Origin of the sequence: Alkaliphilus transvaalensis ATCC 700919 (genome assembly GCF_000621485.1) — a bacterium.
Lineage (GTDB): Bacteria > Bacillota > Clostridia > Peptostreptococcales > Natronincolaceae > Alkaliphilus > Alkaliphilus transvaalensis.
This window is the reverse complement of sequence record NZ_JHYF01000016.1, coordinates 30,089-54,993: the sequence shown is the minus strand read 5'-3', so window position 1 is coordinate 54,993 and position 24,905 is coordinate 30,089. Positions and strand designations below refer to the sequence as shown.

General features: G+C 32.9%; 23 protein-coding genes. 17 read left to right on the top strand and 6 right to left on the bottom strand.

Going from position 1 to position 24,905, the window contains the following annotated elements:
- Positions 1-242 precede the first annotated feature (242 nt).
- From T335_RS0112480 to T335_RS0112405, 15 genes are all read left to right on the top strand, one after another.
- Positions 243-1,046 carry a class I SAM-dependent methyltransferase gene (locus T335_RS0112480; RefSeq protein ID WP_026477856.1) on the top strand — a complete coding sequence of 268 codons (804 nt, stop codon included), beginning with the start codon at positions 243-245 and terminating at the stop codon, positions 1,044-1,046.
- An 827-nt stretch (positions 1,047-1,873) separates the two neighbouring features.
- Positions 1,874-2,647, top strand: a complete 774-nt coding sequence (locus T335_RS0112470) for a DUF4184 family protein (protein ID WP_026477855.1) — start codon at positions 1,874-1,876, stop codon at positions 2,645-2,647.
- A gap of 34 nt (positions 2,648-2,681) precedes the next feature.
- Positions 2,682-2,960, top strand: coding sequence for a hypothetical protein (locus tag T335_RS0112465; RefSeq protein ID WP_026477854.1), 279 nt, complete (start codon positions 2,682-2,684; stop codon positions 2,958-2,960).
- 37 nt (positions 2,961-2,997) lie between these two features.
- Positions 2,998-3,414, top strand: coding sequence for an NUDIX hydrolase (locus T335_RS0112460; protein WP_026477853.1), 417 nt, complete (start codon positions 2,998-3,000; stop codon positions 3,412-3,414).
- A 19-nt stretch (positions 3,415-3,433) separates the two neighbouring features.
- Complete coding sequence (locus tag T335_RS0112455) at positions 3,434-4,081, top strand: HD domain-containing protein (protein ID WP_026477852.1); 648 nt, start codon at positions 3,434-3,436, stop codon at positions 4,079-4,081.
- Positions 4,082-4,235: 154 nt separating this feature from the next.
- The gene (gene mutS / locus T335_RS0112450; RefSeq protein WP_026477851.1) at positions 4,236-6,959 is read left to right on the top strand and encodes a DNA mismatch repair protein MutS; all 2,724 of its coding nucleotides are present in this window, start codon (positions 4,236-4,238) and stop codon (positions 6,957-6,959) included.
- A 3-nt stretch (positions 6,960-6,962) separates the two neighbouring features.
- Positions 6,963-8,993, top strand: a complete 2,031-nt coding sequence (gene mutL, locus T335_RS0112445) for a DNA mismatch repair endonuclease MutL (RefSeq protein ID WP_026477850.1) — start codon at positions 6,963-6,965, stop codon at positions 8,991-8,993.
- A gap of 15 nt (positions 8,994-9,008) precedes the next feature.
- Positions 9,009-9,950, top strand: coding sequence for a tRNA (adenosine(37)-N6)-dimethylallyltransferase MiaA (gene miaA / locus T335_RS0112440; protein WP_026477849.1), 942 nt, complete (start codon positions 9,009-9,011; stop codon positions 9,948-9,950).
- Between the two features lie 39 nt (positions 9,951-9,989).
- A complete protein-coding gene (gene hfq / locus T335_RS0112435; protein WP_026477848.1) occupies positions 9,990-10,235 on the top strand; it encodes an RNA chaperone Hfq in 246 nt (81 codons plus the stop codon).
- Between the two features lie 118 nt (positions 10,236-10,353).
- The gene (locus T335_RS20625; protein ID WP_051569296.1) at positions 10,354-11,322 is read left to right on the top strand and encodes an AAA family ATPase; all 969 of its coding nucleotides are present in this window, start codon (positions 10,354-10,356) and stop codon (positions 11,320-11,322) included.
- Positions 11,323-11,400: 78 nt separating this feature from the next.
- Positions 11,401-12,006, top strand: coding sequence for a GTPase domain-containing protein (locus tag T335_RS0112425; RefSeq protein WP_026477847.1), 606 nt, complete (start codon positions 11,401-11,403; stop codon positions 12,004-12,006).
- Positions 11,987-12,553: a hypothetical protein gene (locus T335_RS0112420; protein WP_026477846.1), complete on the top strand. Its 567-nt coding sequence runs from the start codon at positions 11,987-11,989 to the stop codon at positions 12,551-12,553. The genes T335_RS0112425 and T335_RS0112420 overlap by 20 nt, the downstream gene beginning before the upstream one ends.
- Before the next feature lie 10 nt (positions 12,554-12,563).
- Positions 12,564-12,767 carry a hypothetical protein gene (locus T335_RS0112415; RefSeq protein ID WP_026477845.1) on the top strand — a complete coding sequence of 68 codons (204 nt, stop codon included), beginning with the start codon at positions 12,564-12,566 and terminating at the stop codon, positions 12,765-12,767.
- A complete protein-coding gene (locus T335_RS0112410; RefSeq protein WP_026477844.1) occupies positions 12,768-14,045 on the top strand; it encodes a methionine gamma-lyase family protein in 1,278 nt (425 codons plus the stop codon).
- 101 nt (positions 14,046-14,146) lie between these two features.
- Positions 14,147-14,995, top strand: a complete 849-nt coding sequence (locus T335_RS0112405) for an AraC family transcriptional regulator (RefSeq protein ID WP_026477843.1) — start codon at positions 14,147-14,149, stop codon at positions 14,993-14,995.
- 573 nt (positions 14,996-15,568) lie between these two features.
- On the opposite strand, the gene T335_RS0112400 is transcribed toward T335_RS0112405, so the two are convergent.
- The 6 genes from T335_RS0112400 to T335_RS0112375 all read right to left on the bottom strand — a co-directional run bounded on the left by T335_RS0112400 (position 15,569) and on the right by T335_RS0112375 (position 22,501).
- Entirely contained in the window at positions 15,569-16,768 is a 1,200-nt protein-coding gene (locus T335_RS0112400; protein ID WP_026477842.1) for an HD-GYP domain-containing protein, read from the bottom strand.
- Between the two features lie 283 nt (positions 16,769-17,051).
- Positions 17,052-19,073: a DUF6449 domain-containing protein gene (locus tag T335_RS0112395; protein ID WP_026477841.1), complete on the bottom strand. Its 2,022-nt coding sequence runs from the start codon at positions 19,071-19,073 to the stop codon at positions 17,052-17,054.
- The gene (locus T335_RS0112390; RefSeq protein ID WP_026477840.1) at positions 19,045-19,947 is read right to left on the bottom strand and encodes an ABC transporter ATP-binding protein; all 903 of its coding nucleotides are present in this window, start codon (positions 19,945-19,947) and stop codon (positions 19,045-19,047) included. Before T335_RS0112390 ends, T335_RS0112395 begins: the two co-directional genes overlap by 29 nt.
- Positions 19,944-20,330, bottom strand: coding sequence for a GntR family transcriptional regulator (locus T335_RS0112385; RefSeq protein WP_026477839.1), 387 nt, complete (start codon positions 20,328-20,330; stop codon positions 19,944-19,946). Before T335_RS0112385 ends, T335_RS0112390 begins: the two co-directional genes overlap by 4 nt.
- Before the next feature lie 329 nt (positions 20,331-20,659).
- Positions 20,660-21,283 carry a transcriptional repressor LexA gene (gene lexA, locus T335_RS0112380; RefSeq protein WP_026477838.1) on the bottom strand — a complete coding sequence of 208 codons (624 nt, stop codon included), beginning with the start codon at positions 21,281-21,283 and terminating at the stop codon, positions 20,660-20,662.
- A gap of 93 nt (positions 21,284-21,376) precedes the next feature.
- Positions 21,377-22,501: a tyrosine-type recombinase/integrase gene (locus tag T335_RS0112375; protein WP_026477837.1), complete on the bottom strand. Its 1,125-nt coding sequence runs from the start codon at positions 22,499-22,501 to the stop codon at positions 21,377-21,379.
- Between the two features lie 380 nt (positions 22,502-22,881).
- Here T335_RS0112375 and T335_RS0112370 point away from each other — a divergent pair, with 380 nt between their 5' ends.
- Both T335_RS0112370 and T335_RS0112365 read left to right on the top strand, forming a co-directional pair.
- Positions 22,882-24,015 (top strand): acyltransferase family protein, encoded by a 1,134-nt coding sequence (locus T335_RS0112370; protein ID WP_026477836.1) that lies wholly within the window; start codon positions 22,882-22,884, stop codon positions 24,013-24,015.
- 51 nt (positions 24,016-24,066) lie between these two features.
- Complete coding sequence (locus T335_RS0112365; protein WP_026477835.1) at positions 24,067-24,747, top strand: hypothetical protein; 681 nt, start codon at positions 24,067-24,069, stop codon at positions 24,745-24,747.
- Positions 24,748-24,905: the final 158 nt, after the last annotated feature.

Sequence of the window (24,905 nt, the reverse complement as noted above, 5' to 3'; positions counted from 1 at the left end):
AACACAATATATTCTATATAATATGAAAAGCCCAGTAGGTAAGTTGACTCCATCACCCTTCTGGGCTTACCACTATGTTTATAACTATTGCTATTGCTTTAGATATATTTTATACAAGATTGTTTAAGATGAAAGACATAATGCATACCAATACAGGAAAAGCTTTAGCACAAGAGAGAACATGATATTATATGGGTTTATTAAAAATCTATATAGCATTTTAAAGGAGGTCTTCCACCAATATGGAACTTACTGAAGACAATAATCAAGACAAAATATCTATAAATGAAAACAAAGAAGCTTGGAATAAAGTAGCTTATGAAGCTTGGATTCAAAAATATGGAGAACCAACAGAAGCAGCAAAAAAAATACAAAAAAATCCCTTAAAAAGTCTTTCGGTACTCGGTGAAAAATTTGGGGATGTATCTAATAAACGTATTCTTAACTTAATGGGATCCAACGGAAGTAAAGCAGTAGCATTAGCCCTTATGGGAGCTGAAGTAACTGTAGTCGATTTTTCCGAAGGGAATAGAAGATACGCTATGGAAATGGCAGATGCAGCAGGAATAAAGATAGAATATCTTCTCTCAGATGTACTTAAGCTTACTGATGATGTCCTTAATAGCGACTATGACATCGTTTTTGCAGAAATGGGAATTCTACATTATTTCTTAGATTTAAGTCCCTTTATGAATATTGTTTTTAGAGCTTTAAAAAGTGATGGACTTTTTGTAGTTAGAGACTTCCATCCAGTTACTACAAAACTCATTTCATCAAGGGGAACAACTGCCAAAATAAGAAAACATAAGGTTACTGGAGACTATTTTAGCACAACCTTAGAAGAAAGTGACATTGCTTATTCTAAACATCTAACAGAAGCAGAACCAATTAAGGTACTTCTTCGAAAATGGAATATCGGAGAAATTGTAACAGCAGTTGCAGATTCTGGTCTTATAATTAAGTCACTAACCGAAGAACCGAATCTATCCTGCGAAGTATTTGATAAAGGGATTCCAAAATCCTTCACTTTGACAGCGAGAAAGTAATAATAATCTTTTTTTAGTTAGTTTTGGTTTGATAATTTATATATCCTTTCATTAATAATCTTTTGATTAAACTCTCCCCACATGGGTAAGTATAAAGAATACATTCTTCTAATATGTATTCTTTTTTTATGTAGAGTTTTATAATGTTAATTTATTTAATTTTATGATAAAAGAAAGAAAATGTTTGAAAATTTCACACTAACCCTTTATAATATATTTAATTCTTTTATTTTTTACAAAAGCTTTGACTAATAGTTTAATGATTTCTTAATAATAATAAGATTCTTATAGGAGGTGGTTCCATGAAAAAGAAAGACCTTATTAGACTTGCTATTGTTTCTTCTGCTATATCAGTATTGTGGGTATTTTACATGAACTACAAAATCTAAGTAATTGTTTCATAAATGATTCAATTATTTTAATAAGGAGCTAAAAAAATGAATTATTACCACATCATGCTCGATAGAAAGAAGATCAACAACCTAATAACACTTTGAGGATAGAATACTTTCAAATAGATTCTATCCTCTTTACTTTTTTAAGAGGTTCTCTATACTGTTTTTTATTTGAGGAAATTGCATAATTAATATTAAATTTATATTAATGCAAAATGAAAACTTCGCTGTTTAGTGTTCAATGAGTAATAGATTATTTTATCAAGGAAATTACTCATCTCACAATGCACGACTCAGCTTTCACCTTTTCATAAAACGAATATAGATTCAGATTTATGGTATTATGCAATTTCCTCATTTATTAAAGGAAAATTTAATTTTGTATAGAAGTATTAATTATAATAAATATAATGTAACTTTTAGGAGGTTACCATGCCATTTACTTTTGCTCACCCAGCAATTTTAATCCCTATTCGTAAAAAGCTAGAAAGACACTTTAATTTCTCAGCCTTGGTGATTGGCAGTATGATACCTGACTTTGAATATTTTGTAAGATTCAGACCAATAGCTTATTATAGTCATTCTATTATGGGGCATTTTCTCTTTAATATTCCTGTTGGATTATTCGTCTTTATTTTATATCATACTGTAATTAAAAAGCAGTTAATTCAACACTTTCCTAAACCCTTTGATGGATGGTATAAATCCCATGCTAATCACAAACTAGATTTATCTTTAAATAAGGACTTTTTTATTGTGATTGTATCTTTACTGATTGGTGCCATCAGTCATGTTTTTTGGGATGCATTTACTCATCAAGGCGGCTATTTTGTTAGACTTTTGCCAATTCTTCAAAGAAAGATGACCATTAATGCATTTTCTATCCCCCTATATAAAATTTTACAACATGGCAGCACTTTAGTAGGCTTTGTAATCATCATATTTTATCTATATTTAATTAGAGATCGAGAAAACAGCAAAATGAAAAGAGAAAACAGTAAGACTAAGGTAATTTATTGGTTTTTAAACTTAACTTTAGTCTTTGCAATTACATATACTAGAATGATATTAGGCTTCGGTGGTATTTACTTTAGATATTTCGGTATTATAATCGTTACATTAATTAGTAGTAGTTTAATTAGCATTCTTATTGTTTCAATCATTTTTAATATTATATCGTTGCCTACCGAATATGGACAAAAGTAAGGCATTCATAATCCCATAAAGGAGAGAGTTCTTAATGGAAGGGTTAGCTATATTATTTTTTATTATCATTGGAGTTTTCATCTACACAATAATGCAATTAGAAGGTTACCAAAAGAAAATCCATAATCATATTGAATCTATAGGAGGAAAAGTTGTAAGTATCGAAAAAAGGGGTATGTTTTCAGGTATTGGACCTTTTAGTATCGTAGGTAAAAATAGAACAATTTACAGAATCCTATATATTAAAGGAGATAGACAAAAAGAAGGTTGGGTAAGATTTGGGGGCTTAATGGGACCAGATTGGCGATTATAGAAGAATACATAATGATAAAGAATCAGGAGGAAATAGAATGAAGGTAGATTTTTACGAACTTGGTACAGTAGATAATCAAAAACTAAAATTTGGCGTAGTTGCAGCATATTCTAAAGGAAAGCTTGTTTTAGTTAGACATAAAGATCGAAATACTTGGGAAATGCCAGGTGGTCATAGGGAAGATGGAGAGGATATTAACGATGCAGGTAGACGTGAATTAGTAGAAGAGACAGGAGCTAAAGATTTTTCTATCAAGCCTAATTGTGAGTATTCCGTCACTAGAGATGGTGTTTCTTCCTATGGTAGACTTTTTTATAGCGAAATTTCAAGTTTTGATGAGCTTCCCCATCTTGAAATTGCCGAAGTAAAACTATTTACTGAGGTTCCAAAGGAACTAACCTATCCTGAAATAATACCTAGATTATTGCACCATACTCATTTAACTATATTATAAAAAAATAAAGGAGTATTTTATGACTAAAGATATCATCATTGAAAATACAATAGAATACGTACAGTCCCAACTGGCAGGAGAGGGTAGTGGTCATGATTGGTGGCATATACATCGAGTATATCAATTAACCAAGACCATAGCGGAAGAAGAAAAGGCCGATTTATATATTTCCTCAATGGCTGCCCTTCTCCACGATTTGGCTGATGAAAAATTAAATGAAAGTGAAGCTTTAGGTATAGAAAAGGTAAAAAATTGGCTAATAAGTCAATCTGTCCAAGAAGAAGACATTGATATTATCATCGAAATTATTTCTACCATCTCCTTTAAGGGAGGAAATGGACCCAGCCTTAGTAGATTAGAAGCTAAAATAGTACAGGATGCAGACCGACTGGATGCCATTGGTGCCATCGGTATAGCAAGGTGTTTTACCTATGGTGGGTATATTGGAAGTGTCCTTCATGATCCAAGCATTTCCCCACGGAAGAGTATGACAAAAAAAGAGTACAGAGATAAAAGTAAGTCTACAACCATCAATCATTTTTATGAAAAATTGTTAAAACTGAAGGATTTAATGAATACAAAAACAGGTAAACTAATGGCAGAAGAACGTCATAGTTTTATGGAATGTTATTTAAAGCAATTCTATCAAGAATGGGAAGGTAAATAAGATAATCACCCTTTAATGATCAGTCATGGTCATAGGGTGATTATCTTCGTTAAAATGAGATTTAATATCATTATTCTATCGATGAAAGTAGTTAATGAAGAATAATTTTGTTATAATAGTTTTATATGTAGTAATAGTAGAAGGAGGTGGGCGTTTGAAAAAATTAACTCCCATGATGCAGCAATATATGGACATCAAAAATAAATATCAAGATACCCTATTGTTATTTCGTTTAGGGGACTTTTACGAACTATTTTTCGAAGATGCCCTAACAGCTGCCCGTGAATTAGAGATCACCTTAACAGGTAGAGATTGTGGTATGGAAGAACGGGCACCAATGTGTGGCGTTCCTCATCATTCAGTAGATAGCTATATAGATCGTTTAATTACTAAGGGCTATAAAGTTGCCATTTGCGATCAGGTAGAAGATGCTTCCCAAGCAGTAGGAATTGTTAAACGTGATGTAGTAAGGATTATTACTCCTGGTACCATCATTGACACTAAACTCTTGGAAGAAAAAAAGAATAATTACTTAATGTCTATTTTTGGTGACGAGAGGGGTTGGGGAATCGCTTATGTCGACATCTCTACTGGTGAAACCTTCTCGACAGAAATAACAGGTGAAAATCTAGAAAGTAAGCTTTTAGATGAAATAGGAAAAGTTCAACCAAAAGAGATCATTTATTATACTGATTTAGAAAAAGTTAAAGACTTAAAAGACTTTTCTCTAGAAAAGAAGTTTAGTCTAGTAGTCCATCCTCAGCCCCAATGGTGTTATGAGGAAGAATATGCTATCGGACAATTAAAGGGACAATTTAATGTTATGGCCCTCGACGGATTAGGCTTCCATACTAGTCATTTAGGTATACATGCTACTGGCGGACTAATCGACTATTTAAGTACAACACAAAAAAGATTCCTTAGCCATATCAACAAAATTAATGTTTACCACATTAGCGAAACAATGGTATTAGATTTAACCACTAGAACAAACCTAGAACTTACAGAAACCATTAGAAGTAGAAGTAAGAAAGGGTCTTTACTTTGGGTGCTAGATAAAACCCAAACAGCAATGGGGGGAAGAATGATTCGAAAATGGATTGAAGAACCCCTTTTAAATCCAATTAAAATTAATCAACGTTTAGATGCTGTTGAAGCCTTAAAGGATGATCTCCTCTTAAGGCAAGAACTAAAAGAATACCTAAAGAATGTCTATGATTTAGAACGATTAGCTGCAAGAATTTCCTTCGGTTCTGCTAACCCCAGAGATTTAGTAGCTCTAGAAAACTCGATTCAACAATTGCCTAGCATTAAACAGCTTTTAACAAGCCAAAAGGGACTGATAGAGAACCTCTATCATCATTTAGATTGCCTTGAAGACATTGGCAGTTTAATTAAACGAGCAATTGTAGAAGATCCTCCCCTAACCTTGAAGGACGGAGGAATTATTCAAAAAGGATACAACCAAGAGGTGGACATGCTGCAAAGGGCAACTACTGAAGGAAAAGAATGGATTGCTACCCTAGAAGGTGAAGAAAAAGAAAAGACGGGGATTAAAAACTTAAAGGTTGGTTTTAACAAAGTTTTTGGATATTACCTAGAGGTAACTAAGTCTTATCTTAAGCTAGTACCCGATAGTTATCAAAGAAAGCAGACGTTGGCCAACTGTGAGCGATTCATTACACCAGAGCTTAAAGAGATGGAGTCAAAAATTTTAGGGGCAGAAGAGAAGGTAATGGTGCTAGAATATCAATTATTCATTGAAATAAGAGAGAAGATAGCAAAGGAAGTACAAAGAATACAAAAAACTGCTTCTAGTATTGCAGAACTTGATGCCCTTTTCTCATTAGCAGAAGTGGCAGCGGAAAATCAGTATGTGAAACCACAAGTAAATAATGAAGGTAAAATTAATATAAAAGAGGGCCGTCATCCTGTTGTAGAAAAAATGCTGGATCATGAAATGTTTATTACTAATGACTCCATAATGGATCATAAAAACCATCAAATTTCCATCATTACAGGTCCTAATATGGCAGGTAAATCCACCTATATGCGTCAGGTGGCTGTGATCATTCTCATGGCTCAAATAGGTTCCTTTATACCTGCAGAAGAAGCTACTATTGGTATTGTAGATAGGATCTTTACAAGGGTTGGTGCCAGTGATGACCTATCTCAAGGTCAAAGTACCTTTATGGTAGAAATGAGTGAAATGGCTAATATTCTAAATTGTGCTACCGCCAATAGCTTGTTAATATTAGATGAAATAGGAAGAGGAACCAGTACCTTTGACGGTTTAAGTATCGCATGGTCAGTTATAGAACATATCAGTAACAATGTTAAAGCAAAGACTCTTTTCTCAACCCATTACCATGAACTAACTGAACTGGAAGGAAAGATTACGGGAGTTAAAAATTATCGGATCTCAGTAAAGGAAGAGGGAGAAGATATTATTTTCCTAAGAAAAGTTATTGAGGGTAGTGCAGACAAAAGCTATGGTATTCAGGTAGCTAGGTTAGCAGGTCTCCCTAAAGAAGTAATTAATCGTGCCAACGATATACTACTACAACTAGAAGAGAATGATATTGCTAAAGTAGAGATAGATCCAACGGCTCAAGCTAGAGAAGTGGCAGCAACCTACGATTCTGAAAGTAGCAATGCTACGGATGATACTAATATTACTACTGATACTTCTGTTACCTTAGATACTATTGCTACTTCGATTACGCCACAGCAGTTAGACTTTAATTCAATGCTACAGCAATCGATATTAGATGACTTAAAAGAGATTAATCTATTAGAAACCACCCCAATTGAAGCATTAAATAAATTAGCACAGCTTCAAAAAAAACTTTCTCAGTTTCCTCAAGGGGGGAAATAGTCAATGATTAAAGTATTAGATGAATTAACAATCAATAAGATTGCAGCTGGTGAAGTAGTGGAAGGTCCCTTCTCGGTAGTAAAAGAATTAGTAGAAAATGCTATTGATGCAAAATCAACTACAATCCTTCTTGAAATAAAAGAAGGGGGTAAAAAATATATAAGGATTACTGATAATGGAGTAGGGATTCCCGAAGAACAGGTTGAAACAGCCTTTTTAAGACATGCTACTTCTAAAATAACAAAATTAGAAGATCTTGAAGAGGTGATTTCATTAGGCTTTAGGGGAGAGGCCTTAGCAAGTATCGCTTCTGTTGCTCAGGTAGAAATTATTACTAAACCAAAGGATCAACCCTATGGTATTAGTATGGAAATTGCGGGTGGAAAAGTCATTAGCAAAAAACAAGTGGGCTGTCCCTCTGGAACAACTATTATTGTAAAAAATATGTTCTTTAATACCCCCGCTAGAATGAAGTTTATGAAGAGTACCAGTAGTGAAACCTCTAAAATTAGTGAAATAATTACTCGATTAGCCTTAAGTAAACCTAGTATTTCCTTCAAATATATTAACAATAATAATATTATGTTTACAACCAGTGGCAAGGGAGATCTATCTCAAGTTATATTATCTGTTTTCGATAAAAATACTTACAAAAGTTTAATTCCTGTTAATAGCCAATTAAATAACCTTAAAGTTGAGGGTTATATTAGTCAACCTAGTTATGCCAGAGGAAACAGAAGCTATGAAATTGTCTTTATAAACGGAAGATTTGTTAAGAATAAGTTATTATTTCAAGCCATTGAAAACGCCTATAAAGAGCGTTTACCCATTAACAAATATCCTGTATGTATGATTAGTTTAAGTATCGACCCACGCTTTATTGATGTTAATGTTCATCCTACTAAAACAGAGGTAAAATTCCATCATGAGGATGAAGTTTATCATGGGGTGTATCGTGTTGTTAGTGAAGCCCTAACTAAAAGAATGTTAATCCCGAAACTTGAAGTAACAGAAAGGGTTTATGAAGGAAAAATTAACACAAAAACTAAAGATGAAGAACAGAAAAATCTAGATAAAGAACTGAAAAATTTTAGAGAAAATCATCAACATCAACAGGATCATAAGTTAATGAAGCAAGTCTCTAATAAAACAGAAGGATTAAAGACTTTAGAAGTTGATAAAACTGATAATAATCCTAAAGATTCTATAGACCAAAAGATCATTCCATCAAAGGAGATCAAGGAAGACCCTCCAGATAAGGAAAGTAAGCAAAAGAACAGTGTAGAAATTTTTAAGGATAAAACCGCCTACATTACGAATAATAACAAAGAAATGTCTATTGAAAAGCCTTCAACTTCCCATCAGGTTTTAGAGCAACTCTTGATTAATGAAGAAAACTTAAGCCATCATAATATGGTAAAGGAAGAGGAAGATATCCAAGAAAGTTTTATAAATTCTCTTTTAACGAATCAAAAAATTATTGGACAACTATTTAATACTTATATATTATTAGAAAAGGATGCTTCCTTGTATTTAATTGATCAGCATGCTGCCCACGAAAGATTAGTCTATAATAGAATCATGAAGGAGTTTAAGGAAGAAAAAGTAATTAGTCAGCAATTATTGTCTCCTTATGTACTTAATTTATCATCAGAAGATTATGGTGTGTTAATTCAACATATTAATAGTTTTAAGACAATAGGTTTTGACATTGAAGATTTTGGGCAAAATACCCTTATTATAAGGGGTGTTCCTGTCCTTTTAGGTGTACCTAGGGATTTTAATTTTCTTCTAGAGACGATAGATGATTTTAAAAATGGATACGATCGTAAAATCCCATTTCAAGAAAAACTTATCCAAAGGGCTTGTAAAGAAGCAATTAAAGGGAAGGATCAACTAAGTACTATGGAAATTAAAAAGTTATTAGAAGACTTAAAAGAACTTGAACCTCCATTAACTTGCCCCCATGGTCGACCAATCGTCCTTTCATTAACTAAATATGAAATTGAAAAATACTTCAAAAGAATTCAGTAGAAGGGAGAGGAACCCTTGAAAAAGAGATTACTTTTTATAGTAGGACCTACGGCTGTTGGTAAAACCGATACTGCAATACATCTAGCAAAAAAATTAGAAGGGGAAATTATCTCTGCTGATTCAATGCAAATCTATCGGTATATGGATATCGGTACTGCAAAACCTACCGTAGAAGAACGTGAAGGAATTCCCCATCATTTAATGGACTGTGTAGACCCAGATGAGACCTTTTCAGTAGCAGAATTCCAAGCTCAAGCAAATGCCGCCATTGAGGACATTACAAGTCGAGGTAAGCTCCCCATCATCGCTGGTGGTACAGGTTTATATGTAAACTCCCTTTTATATGAAATGGACTTTACCACAACGATTTCAAATTGGCAGCTACGACAAGAATTAGAAGAACTGGCTAAAACCCAAGGAAATGAGTACTTGCATAATAAACTAAAGGAAATGGACCCTAAGGCAGCCGAAAGAATTCATCCCAATAATGTTAAGCGGGTTATTAGGGCAATCGAAGTTAATTCTGAAGGTGGAGAACAAATGGGGGATTTTAGTACTGATATAAGAATGAATGAAGCCTATAACCCCTATATGATTGGTCTCACTAGAGATCGTCAAGAACTTTATGAAAGAGTTAACTTAAGAGTAGATATTATGGTTGAACAAGGTCTCTTAGAAGAGGTGAAAAAACTATTAGACATGGGCTATCCAGAGGATTTAGTAGCTTTTAAAGGTTTAGGATATAAAGAAATAATTGGGTATTTAAAGGGCCAGTATAGTTTGGAAGAAGCTAAAGAAATTTTAAAAAGAGATACTCGCCGTTATGCTAAACGGCAATTGACATGGTTCAAACGATATGATATGGTTAAATGGTTTAATTTAACAAATATTTCATCAAAAGACAAATTATTTCAGCAATTAGTTGAGGATATTGAAGGATATTTCAAATCCACATAGAATAGTTTATATTATAAATGTTAGAGGAGGCAATTGAGGATGAAAAACAACATCAATCTGCAGGATGTTTTCTTAAATCAAGTTAGGAAGGATAATACCCCAATAACTGTGTATCTAGTTAATGGTTTTCAGTTAAAAGGTTTAGTTAAGGGTTTTGATAATTATACAATCGTGTTAGATTCAGAGGGAAAACAACAAATGATCTATAAACACGCAGTATCTACCATCTCTCCTACAGTTCCTGTTAATTTAAGTCAATTAGTTAAAAACCAAATGCAAGGCTAAAAAATGATATCTATGTATATTTGTACTTAATTATAGACCGTCTTTAATCAAGACGGTTTATTATTTTTTTGACTTCCATTGAATATGATTAAAGTAGCAACTATTTCGAGGTGATAAAATGAAGAGAAATAAGGTTGAGTACATAAAGGGTAAGTACATCGATTTTGAAGGGGGCAATTTATCAACAAATGAGTTTTTTGATTATTTGATACAACAATCAAGAGGGGCCAACTATTCCAGTAAAGACCCTAAAGTTCAAGAAGAATCTATTGAGGGTATACTTGAAGAACTAAGGGAATTGATTGGATTAGGAGGAATTAAAACCCTGATAGATGAGATATTAGCCTATACTGAAATACAGAATAAACGAAAGGCCATCGGATTAAATGCTGATGCCCTTGTATTACACATGGTTTTTAAGGGGAATCCTGGTACAGGAAAAACAACTGTGGCTCGTTTAATAGGAAAAATTTTTAAGGCTAAAGGGGTCTTATCTAGTGGCCATATGATTGAAGTAGAAAGGGCCGATTTAGTGGGAGAATATATTGGTCATACAGCAAATAAAGTAAGGGATCAAGTAAAACAGGCCCTTGGTGGTATTTTATTTATTGACGAGGCTTACTCTTTAGCCCGTGGTGGAGAAAAGGATTTTGGTAAAGAAGCTATTGATGCATTGGTAAAATCGATGGAAGATCATAAAGATAACCTCGTTTTGATTCTTGCCGGATATAAAGAAGAAATGGAGGATTTCTTAAAAATAAACCCAGGGCTTAAATCTAGATTTCCCATCCATATGGATTTTGAAGACTATACAATAGAAGAGTTATTAGAAATTGCTGAATCGATGGTAGCTGAAAGGGAATATACCTTATCTATATCAGCAAAAGCAAAACTCTGTCATTTACTATCACAAAAAAGACTAAGGGATGGTGTTCATTCAGGTAACGCACGATTGGTTAGAAATCTGATTGAAGCAGCAATAAGAAGACATGCAGTTCGTCTTAAAAGCAAAACTGACTACACAAGGGAAGACTTAATGATTTTAATTAGGGATGATTTTAAAGAGGAAGATAAAAGCACTAGTTAGAATAGGTATTCTTTTATTTTATTAGGCATATGTTGTAAAGAGTGGACAATATTTCAGCATTGGAGGGTGATAAAACATATGGAATCTTGTATACTTATAGGCAAACCCAATGTAGGAAAAACCTCTTTTTTTTTAAGTTTTGCATCCTATTTAGGGGTTTCAAAATATCAACTACTCTTCAAAGGTCTCGATGGAGAGGTTCAAAGACAATCCTATGGAGTAGAACTAGCAAAAAAATATTTTGTTAGTAGCAGCCCCTTCAAAACCAAAGAACTATGTGAAATTCAACTTACAATCCCCATCTATAAAGGTACTCAACAGCTAAAGTTGCTAGATACAGGCGGATTAACTGATGGGATACATTTTGATCCTCAAGTTAGAAAATCGATGGCTTTAACAATTAAAAGTATTGAAAATACAAAGGTATTGCTACATATGATGGATGCGTCGAATGTATCTGGTAATCAAATTAATTCTGTCAGCCAAATCGATGATCAAATAAACCTTTTGGGAAGGTCAAAAGGCAAGTATTGTATTTTAGCAAATAAAATGGACTTGAAGGATAGTCAAGAGGGGCTTCAATTACTACAAAAAAGATATCCTACAACCTATATCATACCTGTTTCAGCAATAAATCGAACAGGATTTAAAGAGGTGAAGATGTTTGTGGCTAGAAATATTTAAACGTTATATTTCCGTGTTTCTTCTAGGGATTGTTATTAAACTCCTTGATGATGAAGTAGATCAAGACCAAGAGCTAAGGGGTATGCCAGACAATCAAGTATTACGGGAGCTACAACTATATAAGCTCCCCTACAGTTTATTATTTCTTTCCATAGCCATGATTCTTGATCCCCATTATAGTTTTGCATTATTCTCTGGAGCATATATCACTGGCATGTTCCACATCACAAACCAACGACTACCTTTAAAATTAAAATCTTATCAAGAAATAATCTTAATTACCCTCTTAAATATTTTACTTCTACCCATTGATGTATTTTTTCATGGTATGTTTCTTATTTTTATTATTCAGTTGTTGGACGACTTACTAGATCTAGATTATGATATAACCTATGGTTATTTTAACTATGTTCATTCCTTTGGAAAAGTCGAGGTAGGAATCCTTATCTTAATTTTTATTATTGCTTCCTTCATGCTATCATGGGTAAATACTTTAATTATTTTGCCCTTAGGGATTTTAATAAACTACTTGTATTCTTGGTTGTAGGAGGGGTATAATGCTATATGGATACATAATCATACTTTGTCTAATTATGGTGTTACTAGGTTATGCTACAGGAAGACGGATCGGTATAAAGGAAGGTTTCCAAAAAGGATTATGCCAAGTACCTTTAGATCTGAAATTAGAGTATTTTGAAACTAGTAAATGTCCTATTTGTACAAAAGAACAAGGTAAGAACTACAAAGGAGGAAAAGGTTAAATGCCTTATGAAGATAATATTTTAACTACACTATTTGGAATTTCTCCAAAACTAATTGAAAGAACAAAAGTAATTGAGGAAGATATTAAAGAGGTTTTTACTGAGTATGAAGAGATTAAAGCATATAATCAATATAAAGTACTAAAGGCCATGCAGGAATGTCGACTTAGTGACCAACATTTTCAGTGGACCACAGGCTATGGCTATAACGATTTAGGAAGAGATAAGCTTGAAGAAATTTATGCAAAAGTTTTTTCTACTGAAGATGCTATTGTAAGACCCATCATTGTGAATGGAACCCATGCCCTAACCTTAGCCCTTTCTGGTGTTCTATCTCCTGGAGATGAAATGGTATCAGTTACTGGAAAGCCCTATGACACCTTGGATGAATTAATTGGCCTTAGGGGAGATTATCATCTAAGTTTTTCAAAGTTGGGAATCAGTTATAAACAAGTAGATTTTACTCCTGAAGGAGAGGTAGATTTTAAAGCAATTGAAAGAAGTGTAAATGAAAAAACTAAATTAGTTTATATTCAACGTTCGACTGGCTATAGCTTTAGAAGGGCCGTAGACATAGAAACCCTTGAAGAAATCATTTCCCTTGTAAAAGGAATTAACCCTAATATTATTTGTATGATCGACAACTGCTATGGAGAATTTTTAGAAAAGAAAGAACCTACAGAAGTGGGGGCTGACCTAATGGCTGGCTCCCTCATTAAAAATCCAGGGGGAGGACTAGCCCTTGCTGGAGGTTATATTGTAGGTAGAAAGGACTTAATCGAAGCTATTTCTTACCGAATGACTTCACCAGGTATCGGCAAAGAATGTGGCTTAACCTTTGGACAGTCAAGAACCATGTTTCAAGGTCTTTTTTTAGCTCCCCATGTAGTATGTGAAGCCATGAAGGGAGCAGTATTTTGTGGCAGGTTATTTGATGATGCCGGTTATACTGTTAGACCAACGGCCCAAGATCGTCGAAGTGATATTATCCAATCGGTTGAGTTAGGAGACCCAGAGAAGGTATTGGCCTTTTGTCGTGGTGTACAAGCAGCAGCACCAGTAGATTCTTATGTAACACCTGAAGCATGGGACATGCCAGGGTATGAAAATCCTGTTGTAATGGCAGCAGGGGCCTTTGTTCAAGGTTCTTCAATTGAATTAAGTGCAGATGCACCAATAAGACCACCTTATATTGTATATTTTCAAGGGGGATTAACCTATGAGCATTCAAAGCTAGGGGCCTTAAAGGCATTGCAAAATATTATTGACTTGAAATAGACCTTGCTTCTACTCCTTATACCACCTCTCTAATTTGTGCAAGAAAAGAGAGGAAACCATCAGATGAAATGAGTAAAATATCCTTAGAAGGAGCTGATCTAATGGAATGGATTGAAAGACTGAACCAATCAATTACTTATATTGAAGAACACTTAACCGAAGAGATAAACTATGATGAAATTGCAAAAATTGCCTGCTGTTCTACCTATCATTTTCAGAGAATGTTTACCTATATGGCAAATGTCTCTTTATCTGAATATATTCGCCGTAGGCGAATGTCTTTAGCAGCAGTTGATCTTCAAAATGGCGAAGAGAAGGTAATTGATATCGCCCTTAAATATGGCTACAGTTCTCCAACTGCCTTTAATCGTGCATTTCAAAGTGTTCATCAAATTGCCCCCTCTTTGGTAAGAGAAGAAGGTATTTCGGTTAAGTCCTTTCCACCCATTAGCATCAAAATTACTGTAAAGGGAGTGGAAGAAATGAATTATAGAATAGAAAAAAGAGAAGGGTTTCGGATTGTTGGTGTTTCCCAACCCCTACATCGAGAAATTGAAAAGAACTTTGAAATTGTACCCCAGATGTGGCAAAAAGCTGGTGTGGATGGCACCATTGGCAAATTAGCCAGCATGATGGAGGGACAACCAATGGGGCTTTTAGGGGTAAGTGCTTGTGGTAGCGAAGAAGAGTGGAGATATTTTATTGCTGTAGCCACCTCTCAAGAGATTGATGATTCATTAGAGGAATATCATGTTCCTGCTGGTACATGGGCTATTTTTACCGGTAGTGGAACAAACCTGTCTATTCAAGAACTAGAACAAAGGATAGTAACTGAATGGCTTCCTACCTCTGGTTATGAATATGCCAATGCCCCCGATATAGAAGTTTATTTAAATGCAGACCCACAAAATACCCAATATGAGGTATGGATACCTGTGATTAAAAAATAAGAGCATAAGTGGAGAATAAAAGAGCTTTCTAAAGGAGGCTCTTTTTTTGATTATTCTATCATATTCCTTTATTTTGTAATGAAGTTTTGTATACTTACAGTAATTTACATTAACTTGAAGGGGGGAGGGTCGATATGATGTATTGAGATTGTATATGGTAACAATCTTCGTATTTATGATGACAATTACTTTACAGAAGGAAGAGGTCTAATACCTGATATATGGGTTGATCCAAACCATGCTCTAGAAAAAGTAATTTATCTTATTGATTATTATAATCTTATTTTAATAGAGGATAAATAAATTAAGCAACATTTATATTAATGTATAATGGCAGTCCCAATAAAGTAGTAATCTCTAATAAGTAATAAAAATAAACTGCTCTATAAAGATACTATCGATCTCTAGAAGCAGTTTATTTTCTTCTTATTATTAAAATTAATTTACTATATTTGATATAAAGAACGAGCATTTCCATATCATAAATACCATAAAAGACATTTCATTTCTTTCAAAAAGAACAGTAATTTAATATGAATAAAAACTTGAATTTCATATAGTACTGTAAACTGATTAAAGATTAATAATACTACCATCTTTCAGTTGAATCATTGGAGATAGGGGATAATTAACAAAGTCTCTAAATCCAATAATCATTCCTTGTTGGAAATTATTAAGGGTAATTTGTTGGCCCGTTTTTAGAAATAGTGTTCGATCAATGAAAATTCTTAAAACATTTGGGTCAAACACACTTCCACCTTTTTCCCAAATATGTTGTAATGCCTGTGTTGGCTTTGCTCCATCATTATAAAAATAGCCACCAACTATTTCATCATAGGCATGGGCTATGCTTATAATTCTACCATAAAGATTTATGTCAGAAGCCTTTTTACCATTGGGGTATCCACTTCCATCATAGTATTCATAATGATCTAATATACCGCATAGAATGGTCTCTTTTCTAATAACCGGTAGACGATCTGCTAATTTCTTTAATTCTGCTAATAGTAGTTTATAAAAATCTTGATTTGATAATTTCCTCTTTAAACGCATGTCAAATTCCTCTGTAGGTATTTTGGTAACAGAAATATCTATAAGTAGAGTTGTAAGTGCTAAATCTAGTAAGTTTTCATCTGTTAATTCTAAGGTTAATCCGATCATTAAAGCTGTTGCGGTGGTATTAATGCTATGTACTAATATAATATCTCGATAATTTTTAAGTCTATTAAGTTCATTATACAAATCGATATCTTCTAAAATGATATTAACTAAACTTTCTCTAAGTTTTACAGCTCTTTCCTTTAAATGAGTAGATTCTAATTTTTTTTCAAATGAATTGAAAAAAGGCAACTTGAAAAGGTAAGATACAAAATCATCATTTCTAGCATATTTACTATCTGTATTTTCTTCAATTTCAGATTCAATGTTTGCTCTGTTATCAACAAAGGAATCTTTATTTAAATCTAAGTTAAGAGATTTACTATATATTTCACTTAACTGTTCTTGCTCTTTAATTAGCCAAGGGTCATTATATAGCTTATTTTCAATATAGTTTTCAAAGGTATAATCAGATGAAAGTACAAGGGCATAAAGGTCATGAGGAACTTGTTTCTTAATTTTATGGGCTAAGTCAAACGAGAGGATCTTATATTGTTTTACTAACATTAAACCATCTAATCGAAAGATAGGATGGAGTATTACATCTCCATTCATTAAATCTTTAACTTGTTTTTTAATAAACACCTTAGTTTGTCCAGAAACTTCTGTTTTCATATTAGTTGCCTCCTTTTTTGTTTCAATGATTAGTTGAAGAGAAAAGCAGAAAAAAATCTCCTTTTATCTATTATAGTAAAAAAGTGCATCTTTTTGAAGGAAATTTTGTAAATTTTCTTAATTTTATCACATTTAATAATAGTTAGTCTCTATATACTTATAAAACATAAGGAATAACCAATCATCCTTGGAAATTTAATATTTAAGTAGCAAAAGATAAAAGAACTGCTCCTTTAAGATGTATATCTCTAGAAGCAGTTCCTTTAATTTTTAGAATAGTTTTTTATTGAAAATAATTTTTTATAAAAGATGGGGCATTATCTGTATCATAAGTACCAAAGAAGGACACTTCATTTCTTTCATTAACAAATCTGACTGTATACCCGTTTGATCTGTTGTTTCTCCACGGAGTATAATAACTAAGAAGGATTTCTTCAATTTCTTCTTTATCTATAACTTTTAAAGATTTATCTGTTTCAATAAATTCTACAGTGTAAATATTATGGAAATCTTCTCCAGATTCAATTTCTTCTACTAAAACATAGCTAATTTCTTCTGGCATCACCCTAGCTCGTTCTAAATAACCTTTTTCTTGAAGCCAAGCTTCAAACTTCTCGAAATTTTTATGCCAAGGTGCCCTTAGAAAGTTTATGTTTCGTCGATAGGAGTTAGAGTATTGATCATCTTCAAGCATTAAATCTAAATATGCCCAGGGCTCTCTCATATCATAAAGATCATCATAGTCGGCATTTCTAATTTCCTGTTTAATTATCTCAATTGCCTCCTGAATTTCAACGGGATCAACAATCGTTAAACGATCATTATTACTTACGCCAACTTTTTCAAAGGTAAGTTTTTCAACTTTGCTAGTATCAGCAGATAATACGTCATATTTCATTACTTTATCTTCTAATGACTCCCTTAGCGGTTTAATATACTCTTCATAGTTCTTTTGATCTATACGATAACCTCTTGCTATTTTCTTCCCGTTTTGAAGGTGATATACCAAAGAAATCTCTATAATATCAGGATTGTAGTAGCCCACATTCTCATTAGACCAAGAGTTTGATTCCTTTAGTATTTTTTGATGAAGCCCTTGAATGATTTCAATATTATCTGGTGTAATATAAAGCTGCCTATTTAGGGTATTATTATATTGTCCACTGTGATAAGCGTAAAATCCATTGTTAAAATAAACAGCTTCTATTTCGTCAAGCTGCGGAACCCTTGAAGTATAACCAGTAAAGTCAAATAAAATAGTAACTAATACAATAGTCATAAGAGCAAAATAGGTTAGATAACCCCTAAATGTCTTTTTGTTAAAAATCCTTACAGATTTTTGAATAATTGCTTCTGCCACAATATAACCAAACAGAGAAGCGGCTAAATACCCAAGCAGCATCCAACCTTTTCCACCATGGACATTATAGATGTATACCCCAAATAACACCATAAAAGAGAAGGTGACACCGTATTTAAATAGATGGTTGAGAGTTCTAAATACAATAACTTGGCTGCCTCTTTCTAGTTTTCTTTTATTGTATAGATATTGACCTAAGAAATAAATCGCCACAGAAAATATAATATACCCGATCACATTTTTAAGGGTAAGGGGATGCCTATATAATTCTGCTATTTTGATTAATGGTGACAATCTAATAATACTATCTCTGTTATAAAAGCCTGATCTAAAACCAAATAATAGGGTCTCTAAATTACTTGTTACCAACATTAGTAGTCCAGTTGGTAATAATAGCACAATATAAGTTAATACTCCTTGGGCAATAGATACGCCAGTAACTACCCCAGCAAATACAGTACTTAAGAAAATTAAAGAATTCATTAAAATTGTTGTTCCTGCCCAAACACCAATGTTAAGTTCAATAGCGTAGGGGGTTAAATAAATAACCTTTAATGCCCAGCAGATAAGGGCAGTTAAAATAACAGGGATTGTTAGAAGTAACAGACCTAATAAGACATGATTAGCATATAAAGAACTTCTTTTAATAGGTAAACTATGAATCATGTCATTAGCACTTTTATTCTGCAAGTAATTAAATAGTAAAATTGCCAACAATACAGGAACGATATAAATTAGAAAATGTTGAAAGGGTCCAGTTCTAAAATTAAATAGTCCCTCAATGTCATAAAAACGATCGCCTCTAATAATTACGGGTAATCTCAATAAAATTGAAAGAGGAAATAGAAGGAATAGGGCAATAAAGTAGAGTACACCCATCCAATAAAATCTTTTAAAACTATTCTTTAATATTCCTTTATTCAATAATGATGTTTTCAATTGCATATCCGATATCCCCCATTTCATAAATAAATATCTCTTCTAAGGTTAAGGGTAAAATATCTAGAATTACAGGTTGATATTTATTTAAAGTATTTAGTAAAGTATCTTTATCTCCCTTAATTACGAAAAGTTCTACACTTCCTCTTTTCTCGTGATAAAGATAATTAATTTGACTTAAAAAATCAGCTGGAGGCTGCTCTTTAAAAACAACCTGAATTTTATGAGTATCTTTTTTTAAGTCATCCAAATCCTTTTCAATTACTAGATTTCCCTTGTGAAGTATACCAATATGATCACATAAATCTTCTAATTCCCTTAAGTTATGGGAAGAGATCATAATTGTTAGTTCTCTTTCAGCAACATCTTGTATCAGTAGGTTTTTAACTTTTTGTCTAATAACAGAGTCCAGTCCATCTAAGGGTTCATCTAAAATAAGTACCTCTGGCATCATAGACAGTGAAAGCCAGAAGGCAACCTGTCTTTGCATTCCCTTAGACAATTTATGTATCTTCATATTAAAGTCTAAATTGAATACCTTTTGAAGACTTTGATATCTACTTTCGTTCCAATTGGGATAGATATCCCGATAAAATTTAGCCATATCTTCAATGCTATAGGAAGAAAAGAAGTAGAGGGCATCAGATATATAAACTACCCGTTGTTTTAGATCAACATTTTCAAAAACCCGTTCACCGTCAATCATTACTTTACCATGATCTTCTTGATAAATTCCAGCTAAGGTTTTAAGGAGGGTAGTTTTCCCAGCTCCATTGGAACCTAGTAAACCATAGATTGATCCTTTTTTTACGTGTAAATTTAAATTTCTAATTGCTTCAATATCCTCAAATTCTTTAGTTAAGTTTATAGCCTCAATCATTTTTCTTTACCTCCCCCAATGTTGTGATCAACATGAGTAATTAATTCAACTAATTCTTCTTTATTCATACCTAAGTAAATAGCCTCCGATAAAATTTTTATAAGTTCATCCTTTAATTTTTTTAATTTTTCTTGATGAATACTGCCTATGATCGGTGCCACAAAATTCCCCTTTCCCTTTACAGTATAAATGAACCCCTGGCGCTCTAATTCTCGATACGCCTTTTGTATTGTATTTGGGTTTATTGTTAGTTGTTGAGCTAAAACCCTAACCGACGGTAGCTGCTCATCGGGTTTCAATACTTCAGTGATGATAAGCTCCTTTAATTTTTCAATCAACTGTTCGTAAATCGGCAAGCGACTTCTTAAATCTAATTCAAACATTGATTCCCTCCTTTCTGTATTAAGAGAACTAACTGTATTACTACTGATAATACAGTTAGTATATTATATATTCTTATAAATGTAAATAGATACTAAAAATTTATTCTAGGAGATGGGAAAGGGAGAAGAGAAGGGAAGTGAAAAAAAGAATGAAAATACCATAATAGATTATTAATTCCATAAGACGGGGTAGACCATCATAAACAAAAGGAGGGGAGAGGACTGAAAGAAAGCAAAATAAAAAGCAGCACCATTAGGTACTACTTTATCAGATAGCCTTGTATACATGAACATATTTTTAAGACTAACATACTTATATGTACTAGCTTTTACATTTTTCTAAACACACCTATAACTTTACCGAGAATAGATGCTTCTTTAACAATAATAGGTTCCATAGAACTATTTTCTGGTTGAAGACGAATATGATCAGCTTCACGATAAAAACGTTTTACTGTTGCTTCTTCTCCAATTAAAGCGACAACGATATCTCCGTTACGGGCTATTGACTGTTGTCTAACAACGACATAGTCTTGATCCATTATGCCAGCTTCAATCATGCTATCACCTTTAATGGTCAACATGAAAACAGTAGAATTGCCACTATCTATAAAATCCATTGGCATAGGGAAGGTATCCTCAACATTTTCAACTGCAAGAATAGGTTGACCAGCGGTAACCTTACCAACAATAGGTATATTAATAATTTCTTTTTTTAGTTGATAATCAACAGTATCATTAAGTAATATTTCAATCGCTCTAGGTTTAGTGGCATCTCGTCTGATATACCCTTTATCCTCTAGCTTTGATAGATGCCCATGGACAGTGGAAGTTGAACGTAAACCAACTGCTTCACAGATTTCCCTTACAGAAGGTGGATAGCCTTTTTCATTAATTTGACTTTTCATATACTGTAATATTTCAATCTGTTTGGTATTTAAATCCTCAAACATGGAAGTAACTCCTCTCTATAAGTGAATAATTTACTACATTATACCATAGGATGCCAAAATATACAAACATCCGTTCGTAATTTCTGGATTTTTTTAATCTTCATCAATCCATTCAAAGTTTTTAACAATTTCCCTTTTAACGTTCTTTTTATGGGCTGCATATAATTGAGTGGTAGTGACATTGTCATGGTCTAGCAGATTTTGTACATCGTAAATAGAAAATCCCTGCTGAATTAATGATGTTGCCGCTGTTGCCCTTAACTTATGAGGACTATAGCCATTTTCAGGACTTGTTCCCAAGACAAAAGATGTATACTTTTTAACTAGGTTCCGGATGGCTTTAGTCGTCATCCGCTTTTTTTGTAGCGAAAGAAAAAGGGCGTCTTTATTTTCATCATCTAAAGTTTCCTCTTTAGGACGCTCAAATTCAATATATTCCTTAATTACTTTTTCACAGGTTCTATTAGTTGGCATTAAAACCTCTTTGCTCCGTTTTCTATATATTCGAAATTCACCTCTATTAAAGTTAAAAGAGGTGATATTTAGTTGCTGTAATTCGCTAAGTCTAAGACCATAGGTAACAAAGAGCAGTAGGATTGCACGATCCCTTAGTTTTGTTTTTTCCCAATAACTCTTTTCTTTTTCTGTGAAGAGTTCTCCAGATTCAACAGCATCTAATAGACGGGCAACTTCATCGATTTCAAGACGTTTAATAGCATCTGGTTGTGGTTTCGGTAACCTAATGGGGTTAAAACCATCAGTAATATTATTCTTTATAACCTCATCACGATACAAAAACTTAAATAAAACCGATAGAGAAGACTTCTTTCTAGCCAACGCTCGATTATGGTTCTCCATAACCTTTACATTGTGATCTTGCTTGATCATATATCTTGTACAATAATCTCCTATAAATCGATTAATATCTTTAGCTGTTATATTACTAAACTCTTCTGCAGTAATCTCCTTTAACCCTTCAGCAGAAGTAATGTTGGTTTCCTTCACTAAATACCTGCAAAAAAACTGGATATCCTGAAGATAAGCCAAACGAGTAGAAAGGGCAACTGCATTTTTTAAGTAGATAAAAAAATCCCTCATAAAAACAGGAAGTTGAGATTCAATGTCTAAACATGTCTCAATAGTTTCATGTTCCTTTAATACGATATTATCTGGTCGATCTGACTTGTTATGTACTGTTAATTGTTTTTTATTAGCCATAAAATCACCCCTTATCCCTATTGTAAACATAAAAACCAAACTAGACAAGGGAGAATATTGAAATATAAACAATATCAAGAGTATTAAAATAAAATAGTACTCATTTCTTATAGCCCTTCTCATTTGTAATCTAAAACTATCTATTATATAATTACTTATTATATGATTGGTTATGATATATAACATGATGTAAGAATAAATTCATGGAGTCCCACGTTTCAGCTTAGAAATTAAGCAATATATGTTTATGAGCTTTAACACATGTTATGTTCTACTATTTCAATTAATGAAGTATAAGTAAGTGGTAATGATAAAATGGAAAAAATACGATATACAGTTTTTTATAATAAGGACTATTCTTATAGAAGAGGTGGTTAATAGTGGGTACGAATGTGGGTAAAAAAGACATTAAAGAAATTTATTTTGTAAGAAGTATTGTCTGTTTATGCGTGGTCTTAGTTCATTCCATTACTAGGGTTAATGATCTATATACAGGGATACAGAGTCCCCAAAGTGAATTACTATTATTATGCATTCGACTCATATTCACCTTTGGAACACCTATTTTCATCTTTTTGTCAGAGTTTCTATTGGCATATTCTTACCCCAATGAAATGCCCAGTAACTTCATGGGTAAAAGGGTAAAATATATTCTTATGCCCTATGTATCCATGTCCTTTCTCTATGGGTTTGTGATGGTTTGGGAAAATGGGGTTGAAGGCTATTTATTTGGGTCATATATGGTGAATGTACTCATGAATCTTGCCTTCGGATTTTACAGACATGGTTATTTTATTTTAGTAATATTCCAGTTTTACTTTATTCATATATTGTTCCATAAGAAGTTAAGGCTACTGAATCCCATAAAAGTGATTTTAGTCTCATTCCTTATTAATGTCATCTATTTAGGATTCTTTAGCTTTATTCATCCACCAGCAATACCCTTTGGTAATCAACTTTGGGATGGTTTATCTTGGGGTACTTTTCCTTCGTGGATTTTCTATTTTACTTTAGGATTTTATATAGGGGGAGACTACCAACAATTTAAAACTCTATTAAGAAAATATAAAAAGGTTATTAAAGTACTCCCAATCTTTACAGGAAGTATTGTCCTTTATCTATATCTAAAGGGAATGATCACCTTCAATAGTTCTAAAAGGGTAGATATGATTTTATTTTCTACCAGTATGCTTTTCTTACTTTTTTATATCTCAACTGCTAAGGTTAAGATTCCTAAAATAGCTCAATGGTTTAGTGGATACTCCTTTGGAATATATTTATTCCACATGTTATATTTAGCTTCTTTAACGGGGATACTAATGGATAAAAATTATTACCATATCAGTCCTGTTATCATGTTATTTTTACTGTTCTGCCTAAGTACATTATTATCAATTTTTACGACCTATGTTTTAGGTAAACTACCATTTGGTGTCTATATCGTTGGAAAAACCCCTAATAACAGCAATAAAATTAGAATTATTGATGAAAATTATTCCAAAATAGCTAGGTAAAATGTTATACTTGTACTATACTTTTTACAATATTACTAAAGAGGTGGCCATATGGAAATTTTAATCGTCGTTGCAATTATTGTGATCCTATTCTTGATCTACTTCGTTCCTTTATATAGGCGAACAAAGAACTTAGAGAAAATGTTAAACAAAGGAACAAATTTATCGGCTTATATTAGTGAGGTAGAAGCCCATATCAATAAAACTAAAAATAAGAAGTACCAAAATTTCCTTCTAATTAATAAAGCATCTGGACTGGTTGCTCTAGGAAAATATAAAGAAGCTGTTAATCTTCTAAAGGTCTTTGATAATAAAGATCTGAAGGAACTGCCAAAGGTCTATATTGTGCAATACTACAGTAATTTATTATACGGTTTATTAATTACTGAAAAACACGAAGAGGCCGAAAGATTGTATGCGGCAACCTATAAACTTCTTTCTGGGTACATTAATCATAGAGCCTTAAGAAATCTACTGCTATCAACTTTTGGAACCTATGAATATTATTTAGGTAATGTAAATAAAAGTAAAGAATTATTAAATGAACTTTTTAAATCTAAGGAACTGACTCCATTACAAAGAATTTCTAGTCTTTATTACTTAGGCATGTTAGATTTAAAAGATGACAACGCTTCTGACGCTAAGAATAAGTTCGATGAAATCTTAAAGGTTGAACATGATAATCCTTACTTTAAAAAGCAAGCTTCTAACCAATTGAAAAACCTAGAATAATGAAACTTAATATAATATAACTTAAAATATTTACAAATGACGATACCACAGCTTAATGTCTCTACTAGCTGTGGTTTTTTATGTATTAATTTGAAGGATTTTACATCAACTAAGCGAATACCTTTAGTAAGAAGTAAAACATCCAGTCAGGTTTAAAA

Coding starts and splice junctions, on each gene's coding strand:
- T335_RS0112460 (WP_026477853.1), top strand. CDS start 2,998: ATGAAGGTAGATTTTTACGAACTTGGTACAGTAGATAATCAAAAACTA.
- T335_RS0112365 (WP_026477835.1), top strand. CDS start 24,067: ATGGAAATTTTAATCGTCGTTGCAATTATTGTGATCCTATTCTTGATC.
- lexA (WP_026477838.1), bottom strand. CDS start 21,283: ATGTTTGAGGATTTAAATACCAAACAGATTGAAATATTACAGTATATG.
- T335_RS0112465 (WP_026477854.1), top strand. CDS start 2,682: ATGGAAGGGTTAGCTATATTATTTTTTATTATCATTGGAGTTTTCATC.
- T335_RS0112415 (WP_026477845.1), top strand. CDS start 12,564: ATGCTATATGGATACATAATCATACTTTGTCTAATTATGGTGTTACTA.
- T335_RS0112375 (WP_026477837.1), bottom strand. CDS start 22,501: ATGGCTAATAAAAAACAATTAACAGTACATAACAAGTCAGATCGACCA.
- T335_RS0112395 (WP_026477841.1), bottom strand. CDS start 19,073: ATGCAATTGAAAACATCATTATTGAATAAAGGAATATTAAAGAATAGT.
- T335_RS0112400 (WP_026477842.1), bottom strand. CDS start 16,768: ATGAAAACAGAAGTTTCTGGACAAACTAAGGTGTTTATTAAAAAACAA.
- T335_RS0112410 (WP_026477844.1), top strand. CDS start 12,768: ATGCCTTATGAAGATAATATTTTAACTACACTATTTGGAATTTCTCCA.
- T335_RS0112455 (WP_026477852.1), top strand. CDS start 3,434: ATGACTAAAGATATCATCATTGAAAATACAATAGAATACGTACAGTCC.
- hfq (WP_026477848.1), top strand. CDS start 9,990: ATGAAAAACAACATCAATCTGCAGGATGTTTTCTTAAATCAAGTTAGG.
- mutL (WP_026477850.1), top strand. CDS start 6,963: ATGATTAAAGTATTAGATGAATTAACAATCAATAAGATTGCAGCTGGT.
- T335_RS20625 (WP_051569296.1), top strand. CDS start 10,354: ATGAAGAGAAATAAGGTTGAGTACATAAAGGGTAAGTACATCGATTTT.
- T335_RS0112390 (WP_026477840.1), bottom strand. CDS start 19,947: ATGATTGAGGCTATAAACTTAACTAAAGAATTTGAGGATATTGAAGCA.
- T335_RS0112405 (WP_026477843.1), top strand. CDS start 14,147: ATGGAATGGATTGAAAGACTGAACCAATCAATTACTTATATTGAAGAA.
- T335_RS0112480 (WP_026477856.1), top strand. CDS start 243: ATGGAACTTACTGAAGACAATAATCAAGACAAAATATCTATAAATGAA.
- T335_RS0112385 (WP_026477839.1), bottom strand. CDS start 20,330: ATGTTTGAATTAGATTTAAGAAGTCGCTTGCCGATTTACGAACAGTTG.
- T335_RS0112470 (WP_026477855.1), top strand. CDS start 1,874: ATGCCATTTACTTTTGCTCACCCAGCAATTTTAATCCCTATTCGTAAA.
- T335_RS0112425 (WP_026477847.1), top strand. CDS start 11,401: ATGGAATCTTGTATACTTATAGGCAAACCCAATGTAGGAAAAACCTCT.